General features: G+C 38.0%; 15 protein-coding genes. 3 read left to right on the forward strand and 12 right to left on the reverse strand.

Annotation, left to right across the window (positions count from 1 at the left end; all coding sequences use genetic code 11):
- The coding region (locus I215_RS08070) for a hypothetical protein (protein WP_008991472.1) at positions 1-592 on the forward strand (592 nt) is incomplete at its 5' end.
- 98 nt (positions 593-690) lie between these two features.
- On the opposite strand, the gene I215_RS08075 is transcribed toward I215_RS08070, so the two are convergent.
- Positions 691-1,239, reverse strand: coding sequence for a DUF2911 domain-containing protein (locus tag I215_RS08075; RefSeq protein WP_008991473.1), 549 nt, complete (start codon positions 1,237-1,239; stop codon positions 691-693).
- A 268-nt stretch (positions 1,240-1,507) separates the two neighbouring features.
- Between I215_RS08075 and asnB the strand changes: the two genes are divergently transcribed.
- Entirely contained in the window at positions 1,508-3,178 is a 1,671-nt protein-coding gene (gene asnB, locus I215_RS08080; protein WP_008991474.1) for an asparagine synthase B, read from the forward strand.
- 365 nt (positions 3,179-3,543) lie between these two features.
- Positions 3,544-5,484 carry a DNA topoisomerase (ATP-hydrolyzing) subunit B gene (gyrB, locus tag I215_RS08085; protein WP_008991475.1) on the forward strand — a complete coding sequence of 647 codons (1,941 nt, stop codon included), beginning with the start codon at positions 3,544-3,546 and terminating at the stop codon, positions 5,482-5,484.
- Between the two features lie 118 nt (positions 5,485-5,602).
- Here gyrB and I215_RS08090 read toward each other — a convergent pair whose 3' ends face one another.
- The 11 genes from I215_RS08090 to I215_RS08140 form a co-directional block, all read right to left on the reverse strand.
- Positions 5,603-8,464 carry a glycosyl hydrolase 115 family protein gene (locus tag I215_RS08090; protein ID WP_008991476.1) on the reverse strand — a complete coding sequence of 954 codons (2,862 nt, stop codon included), beginning with the start codon at positions 8,462-8,464 and terminating at the stop codon, positions 5,603-5,605.
- Positions 8,465-8,490: 26 nt separating this feature from the next.
- On the reverse strand, positions 8,491-9,525 hold the full coding sequence (locus I215_RS08095; protein ID WP_237738941.1) for an endo-1,4-beta-xylanase: 1,035 nt from the start codon (positions 9,523-9,525) through the stop codon (positions 8,491-8,493).
- Positions 9,526-9,626: 101 nt separating this feature from the next.
- Complete coding sequence (gene uxuA, locus I215_RS08100) at positions 9,627-10,796, reverse strand: mannonate dehydratase (RefSeq protein ID WP_202802597.1); 1,170 nt, start codon at positions 10,794-10,796, stop codon at positions 9,627-9,629.
- A gap of 28 nt (positions 10,797-10,824) precedes the next feature.
- Positions 10,825-11,565, reverse strand: coding sequence for an SDR family NAD(P)-dependent oxidoreductase (locus tag I215_RS08105; RefSeq protein ID WP_008991479.1), 741 nt, complete (start codon positions 11,563-11,565; stop codon positions 10,825-10,827).
- Positions 11,566-11,596: 31 nt separating this feature from the next.
- Positions 11,597-13,753, reverse strand: a complete 2,157-nt coding sequence (locus I215_RS08110) for an alpha-glucuronidase family glycosyl hydrolase (RefSeq protein WP_237738942.1) — start codon at positions 13,751-13,753, stop codon at positions 11,597-11,599.
- Positions 13,754-13,906: 153 nt separating this feature from the next.
- The gene (locus I215_RS08115; protein WP_008991481.1) at positions 13,907-14,929 is read right to left on the reverse strand and encodes a LacI family DNA-binding transcriptional regulator; all 1,023 of its coding nucleotides are present in this window, start codon (positions 14,927-14,929) and stop codon (positions 13,907-13,909) included.
- 442 nt (positions 14,930-15,371) lie between these two features.
- Entirely contained in the window at positions 15,372-16,220 is an 849-nt protein-coding gene (locus I215_RS08120) for a hypothetical protein (protein WP_008991482.1), read from the reverse strand.
- 98 nt (positions 16,221-16,318) lie between these two features.
- Entirely contained in the window at positions 16,319-17,113 is a 795-nt protein-coding gene (locus I215_RS08125; RefSeq protein WP_008991483.1) for a hypothetical protein, read from the reverse strand.
- Between the two features lie 124 nt (positions 17,114-17,237).
- A complete protein-coding gene (gene traK, locus I215_RS08130) occupies positions 17,238-17,807 on the reverse strand; it encodes a conjugative transposon protein TraK (protein ID WP_008991484.1) in 570 nt (189 codons plus the stop codon).
- A 98-nt stretch (positions 17,808-17,905) separates the two neighbouring features.
- The gene (locus I215_RS08135) at positions 17,906-18,394 is read right to left on the reverse strand and encodes a hypothetical protein (protein ID WP_008991485.1); all 489 of its coding nucleotides are present in this window, start codon (positions 18,392-18,394) and stop codon (positions 17,906-17,908) included.
- Positions 18,395-19,144: 750 nt separating this feature from the next.
- Positions 19,145-19,855 carry a hypothetical protein gene (locus I215_RS08140; protein WP_040460055.1) on the reverse strand — a complete coding sequence of 237 codons (711 nt, stop codon included), beginning with the start codon at positions 19,853-19,855 and terminating at the stop codon, positions 19,145-19,147.
- Positions 19,856-20,132 lie beyond the last annotated feature (277 nt).

Raw genomic sequence — 20,132 nt, forward strand, 5'->3', positions numbered from 1 at the left:
AGTAATTCTAAAAAACCTATTTTTGATTGAATTACTTTATGTGATATTGGTGAAGAGCCCTCCAACACCACTAAGGAATACAAACCGAGCAAAGTTAACAGAAGGAGCTTACATCCCATCGACACGCCGTAATCAATGGGTTTATGCTCTGGTTTATAAAACTAAAATTATGCAGAATATCATTAAACTAGCCCTTCGCTTATCTATCGCTTTAGGATTTTTATCAGCGGTGGCCGATCGACTTGGATTGTGGGATGAAGAAATCTCTAATTGGGGTACTTGGGAATCATTTTTGGATTATACAGCATTTATAAACCCGTGGTTTCCTGAGTCAATGATCCCAGCTATTGGATTTGTAGCAACAGTTCTAGAGGTAGTATTTGCTGTCTTTTTATTGATCGGATTTAAAACCTCTCTCTTTGCAAAATTAAGCGGTTATCTGTTGCTGATATTTGCACTGTCCATGACATTTTCCTCTGGAATTAAAGGAGTCTTTGATTATTCCGTATTAACAGCTGCAGCTGCTTGTTTTGCCTTGAGTGAAATGAAAACAAAATACTTAGAAGTTGACTCTTTAATTCAAAGAGGATAAGAGCGCTAAGAAAAATTAGAATAATAAAATAGCGGAGAAACTAACTAAAGTAACTCCGCTCTTTTTATTAACTAGTGGACCATTGTTTGGTCTGTTTTTTAGTACTGGTAGGATAATGGAACTGCTACACGAACAGTATCCCATCCCATTACCATCTGAGCGCCAGCGTCTCCATTAGGAGCAAATGTAATACCAAAGGCCTCAAGACTTTCCTCTGAGGTACTTGGTTTAACAGTGATGCGAGCAACGTCATTATCTGGGTTATACGAATAAGCACCCCAAACATCTAAATCTTTACTTAGGATTATAGTCCACTCATCTTTTCCAGGAATACTGAACAAACTATAAGTTCCTGCTGCGATGGTTTGATCACCAAAACCAGTTTCTTTATAAAATTTGATTTCTGTAGCTTCATTAGCACCAGTTCTCCATACATCGCCAAAAGGTGCTAGGTCGATACCTACGGTTCTGTCTTTTAATTGTGGTCGGCTGTAGACTACTTTAACTAGGGGAGCTGCATTTTTTTCAGGTCGGAAATAAGCAATATCAGCCGGGCTTTTGTCAAGTCCGCTAAACTTTTGAGCTTGTAGTTCTGCTCCAAAAATCATCGTGAGGACAAAAAGGCTTGCAATAATGGTTTTTATCATAGTGTCGTTGTTTGTTATTAATTGAACATTAGGATTTAAATACTTTTCAAACTTAATTATAAAGTGGCAAAAACAACCTAGAACTTACATTTTATTAACACCAATATTAATTTTTTTTATAATTTATTTCATTTATAACTGAATCATTGTTTTTAAGTTTTAATTTGAAAGGTAAATGGTTATATTGGTTTTTATATTGAAACAAATGAACCAATTTTGCCTTGTAAATCATTATTTGAGAATCATCAAATTATAAAAATAGAAAGCTATGTGTGGAATTGTATGCGCATTTGATTTAAAAGAAAGTGCAGAGGACTTAAGACCTCAGTTATTAGAGATGTCTAAAAAAGTCCGACACAGAGGACCAGATTGGAGTGGTATTTATAGCGATGAGAAAGCAATTTTAGCGCACGAACGTTTAGCAATTGTAGATCCAGCTTCAGGGAAACAACCTTTATTGAGTAGCGATGGGAAGCTAGTTCTTGCTGCAAACGGTGAGATTTATAACCACAGAGAGCTTCGTAAAAGATTCGAAGGTTCTTATGAGTTTAAGACAGAATCTGATTGTGAGGTTATCTTGGCACTATACAGAGAAAAAGGTGTTGACTTTATCGATGAGATGAACGGTATTTTTGGATTTGCCATATATGATGTTGAAAAGGACGAGTACTTTGTAGCTAGAGACCATATGGGTATTATTCCACTTTATATAGGATGGGATCAAAACGGAACCTTTTATGTGGCTTCAGAATTAAAAGCACTAGAAGGTGTATGTACTAAAATTGAATTATTCCCTCCAGGACATTACCTTCATAGTTCAAATGGACAATTTAAAAGATGGTATACTAGGGATTGGACAGAATATGATGCGGTTAAAGATAACCAAACAAGTATTGATAAAATAAAAGAAGCATTGGAGGCTGCTGTACATAGACAGCTCATGTCTGACGTGCCTTATGGAGTGTTACTTTCAGGAGGATTAGATTCCTCAGTAACCTCTGCCATTGCTAAAAGATATGCAGAAAAAAGAATCGAATCTGATGATTCTACAGAGGCTTGGTGGCCGAGGTTACACTCCTTCTCTGTGGGGCTTGAAGGGTCGCCAGATTTAGCAGCTGCTCAGAAAGTAGCTGATCATATCGGGACTGTACACCACGAGATCAAATTTACCATTCAAGAAGGATTGGATGCTATTAAGGATGTAATTTACAACTTAGAGACCTATGATATAACAACCATTAGAGCCTCTACTCCAATGTATTTAATGGCACGTGTGATTAAATCTATGGGGATAAAGATGGTGTTATCAGGTGAGGGAGCCGATGAGCTTTTCGGAGGATACTTATACTTCCACAAAGCACCAAACGCTCAAGAGTTTCATGAAGAAACCGTTCGTAAACTAAGCAAACTTCACATGTATGACTGTCTGCGTGCTAATAAATCATTAGCCGCATGGGGGATCGAAGGCAGAGTGCCGTTTTTAGATAAGGAATTCATGGATGTGGCCATGAGCATAAACCCACAGGATAAAATGATCAACGGCGAGCGAATGGAGAAATGGGTAGTGCGTAAAGCATTTGAATCCTATCTTCCAGAGAGTGTTGCTTGGAGACAAAAAGAACAGTTTTCTGATGGTGTTGGATACAGCTGGATCGATACTTTAAAGGAAATGGTTAATGCTGAGGTAAGTGATGAGCAATTGGCAAATGCAAAATTCCGTTTCCCAATTCAGACGCCAACCTCAAAAGAAGAATTTTACTACCGTTCTATCTTCCATGATCACTTCCCATCAGATGCCGCCGCTTTATGCGTGCCACAGGAAGCATCAGTAGCATGTAGTACTCAAATTGCGTTAGAGTGGGACGAGGCCTTTAAGAACATGAACGATCCTTCTGGTAGAGCAGTTGCAAAAGTGCACACCCAGGCTTATGAGAGTTAAAAAATTGCTTTTTATATATTAGAACTTCGGTTTTAAGACACGGAAATCTCGCTTATGCGAGATTTTTGTGTTTTAGGCCGCATCCAAAAACCTCTATAACGCCTAAAAGGCGTTTTAAGGTGGTTTTAAAGCAATTTAAGCAACTTTCGGAAATTAACAATATGTTGATAAGTTTCGTTCTCCAGAGGCTAAAAGCTTTTATTTACGGCTTAATTTTCGTATATTTGTAGGTATTCCAAACAATACAATCCAAGCATTTATTTGATGTTTGAAGTTACCTAAATTAGCATAGAAGGAAAGGTTTAAAAAAGTTTTAGAGCAACTAAACTTTAACCTTCGTATTGAATAATTTGAAAGGAAAATTTATGAGCGAAGAATTGAATAAACAAAATTATTCGGCCGATAGTATTCAGGCCTTAGAAGGAATGGAGCACGTTCGTATGCGCCCATCGATGTACATCGGAGATGTTGGGACTAGAGGACTTCATCACCTTGTTTACGAGGTAGTGGATAACTCCATCGATGAGGCCATGGCTGGGCATTGTGATACCATTCGAGTCACTATCAATGAAGATAATTCCATTACTGTAGAGGATAATGGTCGAGGTATCCCAGTTGACCTTCACAAAAAAGAAGGAATTTCTGCTCTTGAGGTTGTAATGACCAAAATTGGAGCTGGAGGTAAATTTGACAAAGATTCATATAAAGTTTCTGGAGGATTACACGGAGTAGGGGTTTCTTGTGTGAACGCACTCTCTGAATCCCTCACCGCAACTGTATACCGCGAAGGGAAAATTTGGGAACAAAACTACGAGCGAGGTAAAGCAGTTCACCCTGTTAAATCCATAGGGGAAACAGAGCTTAGAGGTACCATGGTGACCTTTAAGCCGGATGATACGATATTTACACAAATCACAGAGTTTAGCTATGACACCCTAGCGAGCCGTATGCGAGAACTCTCCTTTTTAAATAAAGGGATTACTTTAACCCTTACTGATAAACGTCAAAAGGGCGAAGATGGTGAGCCTGTATTTGAAAGATTCTATTCCGAGGAAGGATTAAAAGAATTTGTTCGGTATTTGGATGGAAATAGAGATTCTCTAATTCGTGAGGTGATCTATATGGAAGGGGAGAAAAACGATATCCCTGTTGAGGTTGCAATGGTATATAACACCTCATTTAATGAAAATTTACATTCTTATGTAAACAACATTAATACCCATGAAGGCGGTACCCACCTTTCAGGTTTTAGAAGAGGATTGACTACTACCCTTAAAAAATATGCGGATGCATCAGGGATGTTAGATAAACTCAAGTTTGAGATTGCTGGAGATGATTTTAGAGAAGGTCTTACAGCTATTGTTTCTGTAAAGGTTGCTGAACCTCAGTTTGAAGGGCAGACCAAAACCAAACTAGGAAATAGGGAAGTAACATCTGCTGTGTCTCAGGCGGTTTCAGAAATGTTAGAAAATTATCTTGAGGAGCATCCAGATGATGCCAAATCCATTGTTCAAAAAGTTATTCTTGCTGCTCAGGCCCGGCATGCTGCCCGTAAGGCGCGCGAGATGGTGCAGCGAAAAACTGTGATGAGCGGTGGAGGATTACCTGGTAAATTGTCTGACTGTTCAGAACAAGATCCTGCAGTTTGTGAAATATTCCTTGTCGAGGGAGACTCGGCGGGTGGAACAGCTAAACAAGGTAGAGACAGAAACTTCCAAGCGATATTACCACTTAGAGGTAAGATTTTAAATGTTGAAAAAGCCATGCAACACAAGGTTTTTGAAAATGAAGAGATCCGAAACATCTTTACCGCTTTTGGTGTTACTATTGGAACTGAGGAGGATAGCAAAGCACTCAACTTAGAGAAACTACGCTACCATAAAATTGTTATTATGTGTGATGCGGATGTGGATGGGTCTCACATTGCGACCCTTATTCTAACATTCTTCTTCCGGTATATGAGAGAACTAATAGAGAATGGTTATGTCTACATCGCGACTCCACCTTTATACCTAGTTAAAAAAGGTGCCAAAAAAGCCTATGCGTGGGATGACAAGAAACGTGATGAGTTAAACAAGGAATACGGAGGTAGTGCTGTTATTCAGCGATATAAAGGTCTTGGGGAGATGAATGCTGAACAGCTTTGGGATACTACTATGAATCCAGAGTATAGAACCCTGCGACAAGTGACCATAGATAATGGTAGTGAAGCAGATCGTATCTTCTCCATGTTAATGGGAGATGAGGTTCCACCACGGAGAGAATTTATTGAAAAGAATGCTGTGTATGCTAAGATTGATGCATAGGTCTTAGATATAGCAAAGATTAACATAAAAAGATCAAACCCGATTACTAAGAAAAGTAGTCGGGTTTGCTTTTATTACTAACCGTAGGAATGGGGGGCTAATTGCTAATTAAGTACACTTATTTATCAATCTTTTTGAAACTTTGCTCAGGACCTAAGTATGATTTTTTAAGTCCACCGGTATCAATTACAATCTTTTGAAGCACTAATCCACTATCTATTAAATAATAGTACAGCTGATGGTTTCCAGCTTTATCTAATTTATGGGTGGTAGTGATAACCTTTATGTTATTAGCTACAGACATTTGCCAATCGCGGTGGGTGTTTTCTTGATGAAAATTAACTAGTTGTGGGGCTGTGTCATCTATTGCAATCCCAAATTTTAAACCGTCTCTATCGGTATAATTTTGAGTGGGCGAGAAGTACGCATGTACTTTTACCTCACCAGTGGAAAAACTATGGAAATCATACTGTAATCGGGGTGAGGTCTCAGTAATTTCTTGAGGTCCGATTTTTTCTGGACTGATTGTAACACCAGATGAGGTTTTTCCAATATTAGGTATAACATGCCATTTAAAAGGATCACTGGCTAATTGATCAGTATAGTTCTCGGCATTTATTGAAATCACGCCATCTTGTTCTATAAACCCTTTGGCATGATTCAAATTAATGTGGTTAATAGGTAGTTTTACCACTATTTCCTGCCCATTTGCTTCAATGGTGATTGATGAAGAATATTGACCTATTGGAGCCTTGCTCCAATCGACATTTATCTCAATAGGTTGATCCTGTTCAACCTTTCCTTTTGTCTTAGAAATGTCCACCCATCGATCCTTGGTTTTTATTTTGTATTTATAAGAATCCTTTCCTGCATTAAAAAGGGTAATTTGAGATTCAGAAGGATTGAATAAGCTCAATTCTGGTAATACTAAGGTGTCTTTGGTATTTGGATACCATGCTGTAGAACCGCTTATACCAACACCTACCTTTGCTTTTTTTGGTAATTCTACATAGGTTACCTCGGGCATGTTATTATATCTAGGCTCTTGCCACGAGGTATATCCAATGTGGGTTTGTGACATCATGTGGTTCCATTTACCATCAGCTAGCTGTGTATGATAGTATTGTGTTAGCAAGGAATCTTTTTCAAAATACTCCTTTACCTTATCAGCGTACTTATTCGCGATCACTCTTCCTTGTTCTGCGTATCGTCTATTTTTAGCGGCTGCTATGTAAAGGTGATTTAAGTTAGCACTCGCCACCACTGGAAATTGAACAAGCTGGTAATATGCATCCTGATAGGAAGCAGGGATCTTATCGGCTAGATCTAATGTTTTTTTAACCAAATCGTCAAATTCCTTCAAGATACGATCCGCTTCATTGTAGTGTTTTAAGCTATAGGTAGAAGGACTTAGTAGTTCGTGTTTTCTTCTAGCGTTGTATTTGGTGTATTTCTTTAAAATATCTGCAATGTCCTCACTGTGCTTGACTCCAAAGGTATTTTCTGCCCAATCTTTATAGTATTGAGCAACTTTAGTTGGTGTCCATTTTTGAGGATTCCAAGCATAATCTAAAAAGAAACTAATGGGGAGTTCCATGGGTTTGATATCACCGACATTTACCACCCAAAGTTTATTGGCGCCGTAGTTATAGGCCAAATTCATTTGTTCCCAGACTCTTTCAATCTGGTTGGTGTTCATCCATTTGTAGTTTCTTGGGCCTCCCACATAATCAAAGTGGTAATATATTCCATAGCCTCCTTCTCTAGGCTCGGCATCTAGGTAAGGGAGCTTTCTAATATTTCCCCAGTTGTCATCACAAAGCAACAAAGTGATATCCTCTGGAACGCGCATTCCTTGATCGTAATAATCCTGTACTTCTTTGTAGAGTGCCCACATTTGAGGGGTTTCTTCACTTGGTTTATCGGTAACCTCAGAAATGATTTTTCGCTGTCTATCTACAATTTTTTCAAGAAGTTCGATCGCGGTGCCCTCGGTCATAGGTTCATCACCATCACCCCGCATTCCAACAGTTACAATAACCTCTGTGGAATCCATACGTTGCATTCCTTCTCTCCAGAATTCATCTAAGTTTTCCTCATTTTTAGTGTAATCCCAAGGACCTTCTCCAAACTTTTGCCATTCCGCATGAGCACGACCCAAGGGTTCGTGATGTGATGTTCCGATAACGATGCCATATAAATCAGCCATTGCTTTGTTTTTTGGATCATCGACATAAAACATTCTTCCCCACATAGCTGGCCAAAGGAAGTTTCCTTTAAGACGTAAAATCAACTGAAATACTTTTTCATAAAATTCAGCATTAAACTTTCCGTAATGCTCCGAAACCCATCCTGAGAGGGCGGGAGCCTCATCATTAATAAAGATCCCTCTGTACTGAACCTTTGGTTCTCCCATGGTGTGAATCCCTGGGGTAACGTAAAGACTTTTGTGTTTTTTAGCTGGCACATCCGACCAAAAATGCCATGGTGATATTCCTATTTCATTTGAGAGGTCATAAAGCCCGTAAAGGGTTCCTCTTTTGTCTGATCCAACTATTACAAGTGCCTTCTGAATCCCAGGTGTGGGATCCTCAACAATAGTGGTGATAAACTTTTCCCATTTCCCTTTTAAGGCGCTCTGATCGATTTTTCCTTGCTGAACTAATTGATTAATCAGTTCGCTTTTTCCAAGGGTACCTATAATAATAGCAGTTGCGTTTACAGAGCTTAGCTCACTGCTTAGGTTGGGAGTAATTCCAGTTACCTTTTCAATATCATTTTTTAATTCGCGTGCTACCTTTTGAACCCCAGGATAATCAGCGCTGCTAAAAAGGATGGGGGCTGCCGTGTTTTGCTCCACGATCGCAAAACCGCCTTCAACGGGCTGGGGGGTGATATAGGATTGCTGTGCAAAACTATGGAGCCCTGAAAGCAGTAATCCTAAATAAAATAAATAAATAATCGTGCTTCTTGTTTTCATGGTGTATGATTAAAGAATGTTAAGAATTATTCTTGGTTAAAGTTTACAACTTTCCTGTATACTTTTTTAGGTTGAAGTTCCGTATCAAACAATAGAGGATAGTTTTTTCGACCTTCCACAGGATAGTGATCAAGCCAAGAGTACCGATCCGATATATTCCAAAAGGTTACCCCAGTTAGAACATCTTTATAGTTTCTGAAAACTTCGAAAATAGCCTCGTATTGGGCAATTTGCTTTTGCTCAAGTGAATCAGTAAAACCTTTATTTTCTCCTTCCTTAAGAGGTCTTTGGTGTTTTTCCCACCGATAGAGCGACACATCGAGTTCTGTAATTTGAACCTCCAGTCCTAAGGAGCTATAGAGATCTAAAGCGGAGGTGAGTTCATCTTTGGAAGGTTCGTAAATTGACCAATGACCTTGAATACCAACTCCGTCAATTGGAGCACCATCCTCTATCATCTGCTGCAATAAACTATGGATACGATTGACTTTACCTGGTCGAACTGCATTGTAATCATTGTAATATAATAGTGCGTTTGGATCCGCCTCTTTAGCGAATTCAAAGGCTTTAACTAAATATTCCTTCCCAGCTATTTGATAAAAAGGGGAGGATTCACGGTGAATTTTATGAATCGAATCAGAAACGGCTTCATTGACAACATCCCATGCGTAGACGATGTCCTTATAGCGATTTACGACCGTATGGATATGAGAGCGCATTCTTGCATATAAGGTGTCCTTGGAAATGCGATTCCCATCTTGGTCTTTAAAAAACCATTTAGGGTACTGTTGGTGCCAAATAAGGGCATGCCCTCGTAATTTTAAACCGTGTTCTCTAGCAAAGTTAGCTACTTGATCTGCCTGTTCCCAATTGTAGCGATCGATCTCAGGGTGGATAGGGCCAGCTTTCATGACATTCTCAGCTGTGATACTTGAGAATTGTTCTAAAATTAGACCGCGCTCAAGACTGTCCTTAAAGTTGGAAGGACTCACTGCAACCCCGATTGGGAAATAGTCTTTATAGGCTTGTTTTAAACTAATAAGACTTGAATTATTTTCCATAGAACTATTAGTTTCACAACTAGATGTTATTAGGATACCACCTAGTATCAAGGCTGCTAAAAATAGTGGTTTTATAAGGTTGGTCGATTTCATTTTTGTGTCTATTGTGAGTGAATTAGTTTAAAAAGAATTCCCTGTTCGAGGCCTCTGAGTTCTGCTAGACCTTTTAGCCTTCCCAAAAGCGAGTAGCCAGGATAATGCGTTATATTCCTATCCCTATCATGTAGGAACCCATGGTCTGGGCGCATCGGAATTGATATTTTTCGTTTTTGCATTAAAAGAACCAATTTTTCCATGATAGAATTAATATCGTTGGAACCATCCAAGTGTGAGGATTCCCTAAAAATATGGTCGCCATCCCTTTGAACATTTCGAAGGTGAAGAAAATGAATACGATCACCGAATCGATCGATTATAGCTGTTAAATCATTTTCAGAAACTGCCCCTAAAGACCCCGTGCAATAACAAAGTCCATTATTAAAAGATGGAACTGCACTGAAAATCTGGTCTAGATCATTTTCACAACTAACCACTCTTGGCAGTCCGAGCACCGAAAATGGTGGATCGTCTGGGTGAATGGCTAGCTGGACTCCAGAGGCTTCAGCTACTGGAACAACCTGTTTTAAAAATTCAATAAGGTTGCTTTTTAGATCATCTGCAGTGATATCCTTAAATCCTTGGAGTAATTCCAAAAGTTTATCGGAAGTGAAGTTTTCTGAACTTCCTGGAAGACCTAAAAGTACATTCTTAAATACCTGTTCACGCTCTTTTTCACTAAGGGACTCTCCGAGTGCTTTTGCATCCAAAACCTCCTGTTTGGAATATTGGTTTGCTGCACCTGGTCTTTTTAATAAAAAGACATCAAAGTAAATAAAGTACAACCGATGATAGCCAAGGGCTAAGCTACCGTCTTTGTTCTTATAGTTGTGGTCGGTTCGTACCCAGTCCAGTACTGGCATAAAATTATAGGTAACGATCTTAATTCCAAGCTCGCCAAGATTTTTAATACTTTGCTTGTAATTGTCTATATAGGTTTGATAGTTTCCTGTTCTTTTTTGAATCTCGGGATGAACAGGTAGGCTTTCTACCACTGTCCACTGAAGACCTGCTTTTTCAATGAGTTGCTTTCTTTCTACAATAGCTTCTACACTCCAACTATCTCCCGTTGGAATTTGGTGAAGTGCAGTAACAATGCCTTGTGCCCCACTTTGACGAATATCCGCCAAGGTGGTGCTGTCTTGAGGACCAAACCAACGCATGGTCTGTTGCATTTTAAACATACAATTGTTATTAAAAGAATTAAAATCCAATACTGTTTCCTCCATCCACAGGTAATACCACACCGTTGGTGTATTTGGCCTGCTCGCTAATTAGGTGATAAATAGCATTAGCCACATCTTCGGGTTCTCCAAGAGCTCCCATTGGGGTACGCGAGAGTACTTTGCTTTTACGTTCCGGATCACTATCTAATGCCTTTGATGACATATTGGTTTTTATAAACCCAGGAGCAACACAATTTACTCGGATACCATATTGGGAAAGATCCACGGCCATGGCACGCGTCATGCCCTCAATGGCTGTTTTACTTGCAGTATAAGCTATGACCTTTGGGATTCCATATTGTGCAGCCATGGAGCTGATATTTACGATGCTTCCAGAGAGCTGTGTCTTCATTTGTTTGACAACCTCTCTACTGATGGCAAATACACTAAGAACATTGGTATGAATGATTTGATTAAACTCTGCATCGGTAACCTCCCAAAATTCTTTCTTCATATTAATTCCCGCATTGTTTACCAAAATATCGATACTTCCAGCTTCACTTAAGATATCGCTCACAAGCCTTGGTATCTCTTCAAGGTTATTTAAATCAAATATCACAGGGCGTGCATTGGATCCAAGGACTTGGCAAGCGGTTTTTGTTTTTTCTGGGTTTCGACCGATAACATAGGTGGTGATCCCGCTGTCACAAAACTTTTTTGCCGCAGCAAATCCGAGACCTGCATTGCCTCCTGTTATTATTGCAATTTTATTATTCATCTATGTGTGTTTTATTATAGCGCCCATAGCTTTATATCCCTGGGGCATATGGGTGTTTTAAAGATTTGTAATGTTTTAGAGAGTGTTTTGGTTTTTCCATGGCTTTTGGAAATGGCAGTTTAGAATGCTTTTGGAAATATAACATACAGGCATCCTTCCACCAAATAGCTTCATGGAGTTGAATGTCTAAAAGCATACTCACTTCTTTGTGGGATATAGGGTCGACATATGGGCTCATTTGCTCCCATACTTTTTTCATTTCTCTTACCTGATCTACTCCTTTTTGATAGTGTATTCCAAGAGAGTTCCAAAGGGTTTTCCCGTCAGATAAGGTGTAGTCCCAAGGCAGATGGTGGAACCATAAAAGTAAGTTTTCAGGTACCTGGTCAAGTTGTTCAAATTTCTTTGCAACAGGATCGGCATATTGTGCGATTGCATCACTTCCTTGTTTAGTCCTGTCAAATCCAATACCCTTGGAATCTGCTTTGTGATAATAGGTTGGATTCCATTCTGGTCTTGGTAATTCAGAAACCCATGGTCCTGGTCCATAATGATGATCCGTATCCATCATATGATGTAACCCTAAAGGTGTCATGTAATTGACAACGGCTTCTCTAGATTCTATCAGTAGATCTGTCATTGGTTTAACGAAGTCCTTATCATTGGAATAGGTGCTTCTTAGCCACTGCTCAGCAATGGTTTCTGAATCCAAATAAGGATCCCATGCCAAGCGTCCATACCCATACCAGTTAGCCTGAGCAAAAGGATGCCCTGTCCAATTTAAATCACTTCCAATATTGGAGACTCCTGAAATTGCTGATATTTTATGATTGTCCAAACTACCATCGATCACTTTTGCCACCAAGGACCCTTTTCCTTGTTGGTAGGTGTCTGCTTGCAATACTTCTTCATATAGTTTTGGTAAGAATACTAAATGGGTGCTAAATCCTAAATACTCTTGTGTGATCTGGAATTCCATGGCAAGCGCGGTCTTAGGCATTGCACCAAAAATAGGATGAAAAGGTTCTCTAGGCTGAAAGTCAATGGCGCCATTTTTAACCTGAACAATTACGTTTTCTTTAAACTTCCCGTCCATGGGTACAAACTCCGAATAGGCTTGTTTTGCTCTATCAGTAGCATCATGCTCGGAATAAACAAAGGCACGCCAGAGCACCACCCCATTATGTGGCTCTAAGGCTTCGGCCATCATGTTTGCACCATCGACATGGGTACGACCATAGTTTTGAGGTCCAGGTTGTCCTTCAGAATTTGCTTTGACTAAAAACCCGCCAAAGTCAGGTATTTTAGCATAAATACTATCAATTTTGGTTTTCCACCACTGTTGTACTTTAGCCTCTAAAGGATCTGCGGTTGATAAACCACCTATTTCAATTGGAGCAGAAAAACGGGCGGTGAGATAGACCTTAATGCCATAAGGACGAAAAGCATCTGCAAGAGCAGCAACTTTGTCGATATAACTCGGTGTTAAAACCCACGCATTGGCATTTACATTGGTAAGTACTGTTCCATTAATACCAATCGAGGCATTTGCTCTAGCGTAATCAATATAACGTTGGTCGATATATTTTGGTAGCTTTTGCCATTTCCAAAGTGATTTACCAGCATATCCACGCTCGATTGTGCCATCCAAGTTATCCCAATGGTTTAGAATTCTCAAATCGATTTTTGGAGCATCCAAGATCGCTAAGTTATCGATGGGTTGTTGAGTTTGAAGTAGCCTTATAAAGTTAAATACTCCGTATAAAATACCGATATCTTCCTTGGCGGTAATTACGATCTTCCCTGAATCATGGCCAATATAATAGCCATCTTTGGCAATGTCAATTTTTTTTAATTTCCTTTGAGTTTTTCGCTCTAGTTGATCAAACGTGGCAACTGTTATTGATGCATTGTTAGAATTTGTAGATGAAAAATCAATAGAGGAGCCAAGTAAACTGTTGAGTCCTAATTTTAGTTCCTCTCTCGCTAGATTCAGTGTTTCACTTTCTCCGAGAAAATAAACGGATCGAATCTGATTTTGGTAGTCGCTTAATATGGAAGCATCATTTACTTTTTCATAATCTAGCCAAAGGCCATAACCACTTTGTGAAAAAGCAGTTGAGTAAAACCCCAGCAATAAGAAGCACATTAAAACATGCCTTTGGTGAAACATTGTTTTTATTTTCATGTTGAAATCGATTGTTTTTGATTGGTTAACGATATTCAAACAGTAAAATAAGTGAAAATTCGTTTATAAACAAAATATTTATGCAACCGATTGCGTTAAATTAATTTAAAATAAAAAAGAGGGTATCCGCTTTAAAAACACCTTTTTAGCCTATCATTTTTTATCAGAGGAAGCGCGTTGAATGATTTCGGTCCTCAGTACGGTGATTTCTGAAACTTCTTCATCGTGATTTTTATAGGAGTGGTTAAGGATACGTTTTGCAGCAATTTTTCCCATTTTCATAGCTGGATGACTCATGGTGGAAAGTGCAGGTTCTACTATCGAAGAAATTGGGTCGTCGTTAAATCCTATGATAGCTAGTTCTTCAGGGATCTTCACACCTTTTTTCTTGGCGCATAAAATAGCGCTTACTCCAGCGGTGTCATTGGCTGAAAATATTCCATCAGGTGGAATGGGTAACTTTAGTAATTTGTTGGTGGCTTTTTCCCCTTCTTCAAAACTCAAGGTTTTAAAATGAATGATAAGCTGTTCATCTACAGGGATGTTGTGTTCTCTTAAAGCGTCCAAATAACCTTTTTTACGCTCTTGGTATACATTTCGGTGCTGTGCACCAGCGAAGTGAGCTATGCGTTTGCAACCTTTGTCGATTAGGTGTTTTGTGGCATTGTATCCAGCGCTATAGTTGTCGATCACAACTTTATAGGTGTTGAATCCTTGTGGCACCCTATCCACAAAAACAACTGGAATTCCTTGATTGATAAAGGGTTTGAAGTGATCCGTGTTAACTGTTTCCATGGAAAGAGAAACAATTAACCCGCTGATTCTACTATCGTAGAGTGCTTTTAGGTTTCTGACCTCATTTTCATATTTGTCATCACTCTGGCTAATAATGACATTAAATCCAGACTTTCTTGCCGTTTCTTCAATACCACTAATCATGGAAGATAGGAAGTGTCTATTGATTCTTGAAATGGAAATTCCTATGGTGTTACTTTTGTTGTTTCGTAGTCCAGCAGCTAGGGTGTTGGGCCGATAACCCATTTTCTCCGCCTGCTCTTTGACCTTTTTAATGGTTTTAGGGCTAATGCTTTTGTGATTATTAAGCGCGCGAGAAATCGTTGAAGGGGAGTAGTTGAGCTCTTTGGCTAGGTCGTATATAGTAATCTCTTTTTTCACTTGTAAAGTCTTTTACTTTGTTTGCAAAAAAGCACGCTAAATGATCAGGTCAATTGGTAAATAATTCAGTCCAGACAATAGATGTCATGTGCCATCGACTTTGTCGTTTGGTGTGATCTAGTAAAATTATAGCTTGCCGTTTGTTTTTAAATATAACTTCTGGAAATGCATCCAAATTACTACATGGTAATAAGATGATAATTTTAACGCAACCGATTCCGTTAGAAATATTTGAAATTCAAATGTAGTGAAAATTTATGTTTTTCAATTAAATACTTCTGATCAAAAGACTGAGTTAGGCTATTTTAGTTAATTCCTTAGAGCAAATAGGTTAAATAAACTAACATGAGTTTACCACCAATTTGAAAGCGTACTAAAATTCCATCTCTAGGACGCACTTCCATAAAGGGGTGGGGAAATTAGGTTGTAACACCAAAACACCTTAGCCTTCCTTTGGGCTCTTAGGTCTTATTTTACGTTTGACATTCTGGATTTCGATAGGGTTAGGAGTATTCTTGTGAGCCATTGTCTTGTGAGTTTCTATTACCTTCTTCCCCTTCTTTTGTTTAACCTTCTTTTCCGTTTCCTTTTCTGGTCTCCTTCCTTTTTCACCCAAGTTTTTCGCGGTGGATGGTTTTGGTTTCCAGAACTGTTTTTCCATTTTATCATTATACATAATAATTGATTTGAATTTAGGATTTGCTTCAATAAACCTTATTTCTTCTTTACCTGAAAAATCAAAGGTTACCATTTGCATATTACCTTTTTTTAGCGAGGCAATAATACTGTGTTTAAATTCCTCTATTTCCATTTCAAGTATAGGGTATCTGGAGATGGTTGATTTTAAGTTGAATCCGTAATTTTCGTGGTAATATATTAGTTTGTAGTTTCCGTTTGGAGTAGTGTTAAAGAAGTCTAATTGCACCCAACATGTATAGCTTTTTCCTTTTTTGTTTTTGAAAACCTTGTGCACGGCGCGACCACTCATCAAATTATAAGCCTCCTTTAATGTTATACTATTTCCTTTGTTAATATAAAATGTTTGAGTCATTTTGCCAGCTGGACCTTTTAGATTTACCACATAGGCATTAAAAAAATACATCTCATGAGTTAATGACCTGCTAAAATAAAGTTCTACCTTCATGTCGGTTAGACCATAGGAAGTCTGATAATCAAGGGTGAAGGTTTCTAATTGCTGCTTAATTTTTGCTGATAGCTGGTCTGATAAATTTTCTCCAAATCCAGTATATTTAATTTGGTCTTTCAGGTAATCTACATTGTTTTGTTGCATAATATAAAAAATTTATGGTTAATAGTTTAATAATTCTTCAATCTGTGTTATACTGATTAATAGTCTGTTTTTAATTTTTTTTCTCTAAAACCCCACTACTATTGGTGTCGACTAAACGAGCGATGGTGTTTTGAACATTTTGTTTTTTTATACTTTCTTTTTTTGATACTGAATCCAATATTTTTATCAAAATATGATGTGGGAAGCGCCTCTGAGCCGAGACCACAAACAGGGAAAGTGTGCTTAAAATATGCTTCAACCTTAGCATTTTTAGATGTGGCAACTCGCTTAGTTACGCGCCTAGGATGTTGAATATCTAATGCTGTTTCTAATAATTCATTGAGCTGGGTGCGCTCTATATCATTTATTTGTGAGCTAGAGAGTTGGATCATTATTTCTTCTAGTTGTTCTAGATCCACAATTGAAGATGGATTTGTATGAAAGTTGTGCTCTTTCTTTGTCTCAGAAAGTCGCAATGGATTATTATGGGCTACTAGGTTTTGTGCTTTTCGGAGTAGTTGTTGCTTTCTCTTAAGTATTTCTGTATTTCCAATTACCCTTGATGTTCTAGCAATATATTCTGATGGGATATAAAGCGAGATATCTGATAACCTGATAGTTTCACTACTTACAGAGTTACTAAATTGCATGGTGTGCCAAGTCACTTTTTTGGCATCGGCTTCTTTGTGATAACTTAGCTGGTTATCAATAGCGGAGAGATTTGGGTTAGAAATAGGTGTTTGGCGATTGAAATTCTCGGCCATATTCATTTGAGGGATTAAGGAAGATTGTCTTGGATCTAGAATCCAAAATCCTATAGAGACTAATATAATTAATGGTAGGGGGCACATGAATAGAAATCTACTTTGTGATGTGGTGATCTTGTGTTGCATGTGTTAGAAATTTAAAAGTTACTGTGCCTGTGCTTTCGGTGGTAATTATGATGCTATAGTTATAGTTTAAGGGCTGCTGTGGTGTTCGGTTTTGAGTTCTTTGTTTTGAATGACTTTCCAGTTTTCAATCAAGAAACCGTGCGCATTTTTTTTTACTTCTAGAGATGGTTTTCAGTTGTCCTTCGGTGACGAGGTTCAAAGTAACTTTGCTACTGCTACTCATTAAATTTTGTGTGGCATAACACTTAAATTTATAAGGATGTTTATCTAAGTTTAATAGAATGCTATCAATGACGATTCGTTGGCTTGTATTACTACTTATAAGTTTGGTATAATATCCTTGCTCACTTAAATTCTCATGGGCATTTTTAGCAGAATTATCCGCCAAATAGAAGGCTCTTGCTATGGTTTGTTTGATTTGTGGGTCATCGGGATTTAGATTAAAGAAGTAGAGGTGAAAGCTTCGTATATGATCTTTGGCTTCAATAGGGATATTTATAAGTCTTGTTGAGGCATATGCTTGGATCACCTTACCATCGGCTAGCACATATATTTGGTTTTGCATACGCTTTATTATTGAGTAATTAAATCCTTGGGCTACTATACCCATTAAGGCACTAGCGCAAATAGCTATAATAGAGACTCTACGGACCTCCTTATAAGCGGTGCTTATATTTTTGAGTTTTTGAAACATCAGTTTGTATTTTATCTTTTAAATATGAGTCTTGGCAAGTCAGAGATTCCCAAAAACCGAAGGGTGGTTATAAGGCTGTATTTTTTCCTTATCATAATTTATTGGTTTAAGGGTTTTAACTCATATAGTGACATGAGATGTTCTCGCTGAACTGCTGATTTGGCTCTTTGAAGACTGATAAGTCCATTGTGAAAGTTGTAGTGCTGCAACACTTTTAAATTCTCTTTCACCTTCGTCTCTACATCGCTAATTAGCTTTATTCGCTCTGATTCGGTCATGCTTACTGAAAAGGTAGAAATGACATAGATTAAAAGGTCCGTGTTCTCCAAACTACGCTCTAGGATGCTCTGGTAATTACCACTCATTTGCTTTAGTTCTTCGGATGAAAAATTCGGATCCTTTTGCAGTAACCACCATACCTTTTTATAATCTGATACCACAAGACTTTGAATTCTTGCGATTTCTCGGATTTTATAATACTGTGTCATCAAATGCTTTGCATTTTTTAGGTCTGAAAAAAATTCATGGTAGAGGTTTTCGTAGAATTGAGATGATTTGGTAATCTCGTTTTGTTTTAGTGCTGTCATGTCGTTCTCAAGTATTTTTCAGGCATTTTGTTGCCCATATGGTTTTATTTTGTAATCGAGGAATTTTAAGATCTACCGCCTTTTATGGTTCTTCGAACGGCGGTTATAATGGGTTCTGAGAAGCTTATAAGAAAGCTATGTGGAAGTAGCACTTGTGGTACAAAAACCATGGAGGGTGAATAACACCACGGTGATGATAATTTTTCGACATTGGAATAGCAGGTTTTATGAATTATTTTGTTTTGATTGTTCTATTGTATTAATAGCCTACTGAAAATCTACATGGAACTACCCTCGAGTGAGGAGTTTTCCTGTATTTGCTTTAATCCTTCAGCGGAAATAGGTCAGGTATTCTTCTAAAGTGTTCTCCTTCTACCTGTAAATGGTGCTAGAAGGTTATGGTGCCTAGACTTTAAAAGAATAATTAAAAAGCGATGTATGTCTCCCTCAATTGATGACAAGAGTGTAGATTAGTTAGAGAAGGAGACACCTTCGCTTAGGGTATGGCAGGTAATGTTTTCGCTCTCCACAGACCCTTCAATTCTAAATTGCGAAGACATACTGAGCCATACCTTTTACATTGATTTATAATAGTTTGAATAATATGATCCCTTAAAATGCAGATCAAAACAACAATCTTCAATAAAGGAATCTTCTGCTCAACCTTTTTTTCAGATTGTTCACAGACTGATGATCAACAATAAATTTTTGATAGCTGTTTCTTTATTGATTAAGTCCTGAGGGGATGCCTTAAAGCCCTTTAAAGCTTTCGTACATGGCCTGAACCATTTCTTGAATAGATTCGCTTAGTGAAATATCGAGATACACAACTGTTTCCCCAACAGAAATATCCCAGTCCTGATCTTCCAACTCATCTTCATCTTCATTGGCTTGATGTGCAAGCGCGTTTTGATATCCATGAGAATTTTTAACAAGTGAGGTGAAACTTAGAATGACTTGTCTATCATAGCTCGTGAGATATTTGTTGTTAATGGTTTCTGATTCGTATTTGTAGACTTGCGCTAATACGAAATCATAATTATCTCCATTGTAATTCAGAAGATCTTGCATAAACTCATACAAACTTGTTTTAGCGGTTTCGTTTAGCGCAGAATTTTCGATGATGCTTAAAAGAGTAGTTTCATCAGCTAAAAAATAACTAGGAATTTCATTTGGCATAGAATCATTGTTTGACCCTTTTACTTCGATATTATATGCTAAGAGGGTTTGGTTAAGTTGGTTGTAGATGTCTTTAAGCTTCATGTTATTTTGAAGGTTATAAGTAGTCCTCATCCGTTGATAAAATGGCCCAATCTGCTCGAATGGATTTGCGCCAAAGGTTTCTTCCGCATTAATTGCATCGGTTTCTAAGTCTTCTAAACCTATAGTAAGGTCATTAGAAGTGCTACAGCCAATTATAAATAAAGCCATTAGCATACATAATTTTTTAAGTGTTCTCATTTTTGATTATTTAAGAATTACTGAATGATTAATTCAGTTCATCTTACCCGGGTAATCAGAACCATGAAGTTGCTACTCAGTAAGTAGCTAACATTCCATAAATGTTAAACAAACTTAAAAGCAGTTTTTTTATTAAGCAAGATGTAGGTCGGTCATATTCAGAATATGACCGAATTAAGAGAAGTCATAATAGTAACTGAATCAGAGTTTAAAAATTATGTATTCATTTTCTTTACATACTTTATGATAAACTGCAAAATGCTATATATTAGTATAT

This window comes from Galbibacter marinus, assembly GCF_000300875.1.
Taxonomy (GTDB): domain Bacteria; phylum Bacteroidota; class Bacteroidia; order Flavobacteriales; family Flavobacteriaceae; genus Galbibacter; species Galbibacter marinus.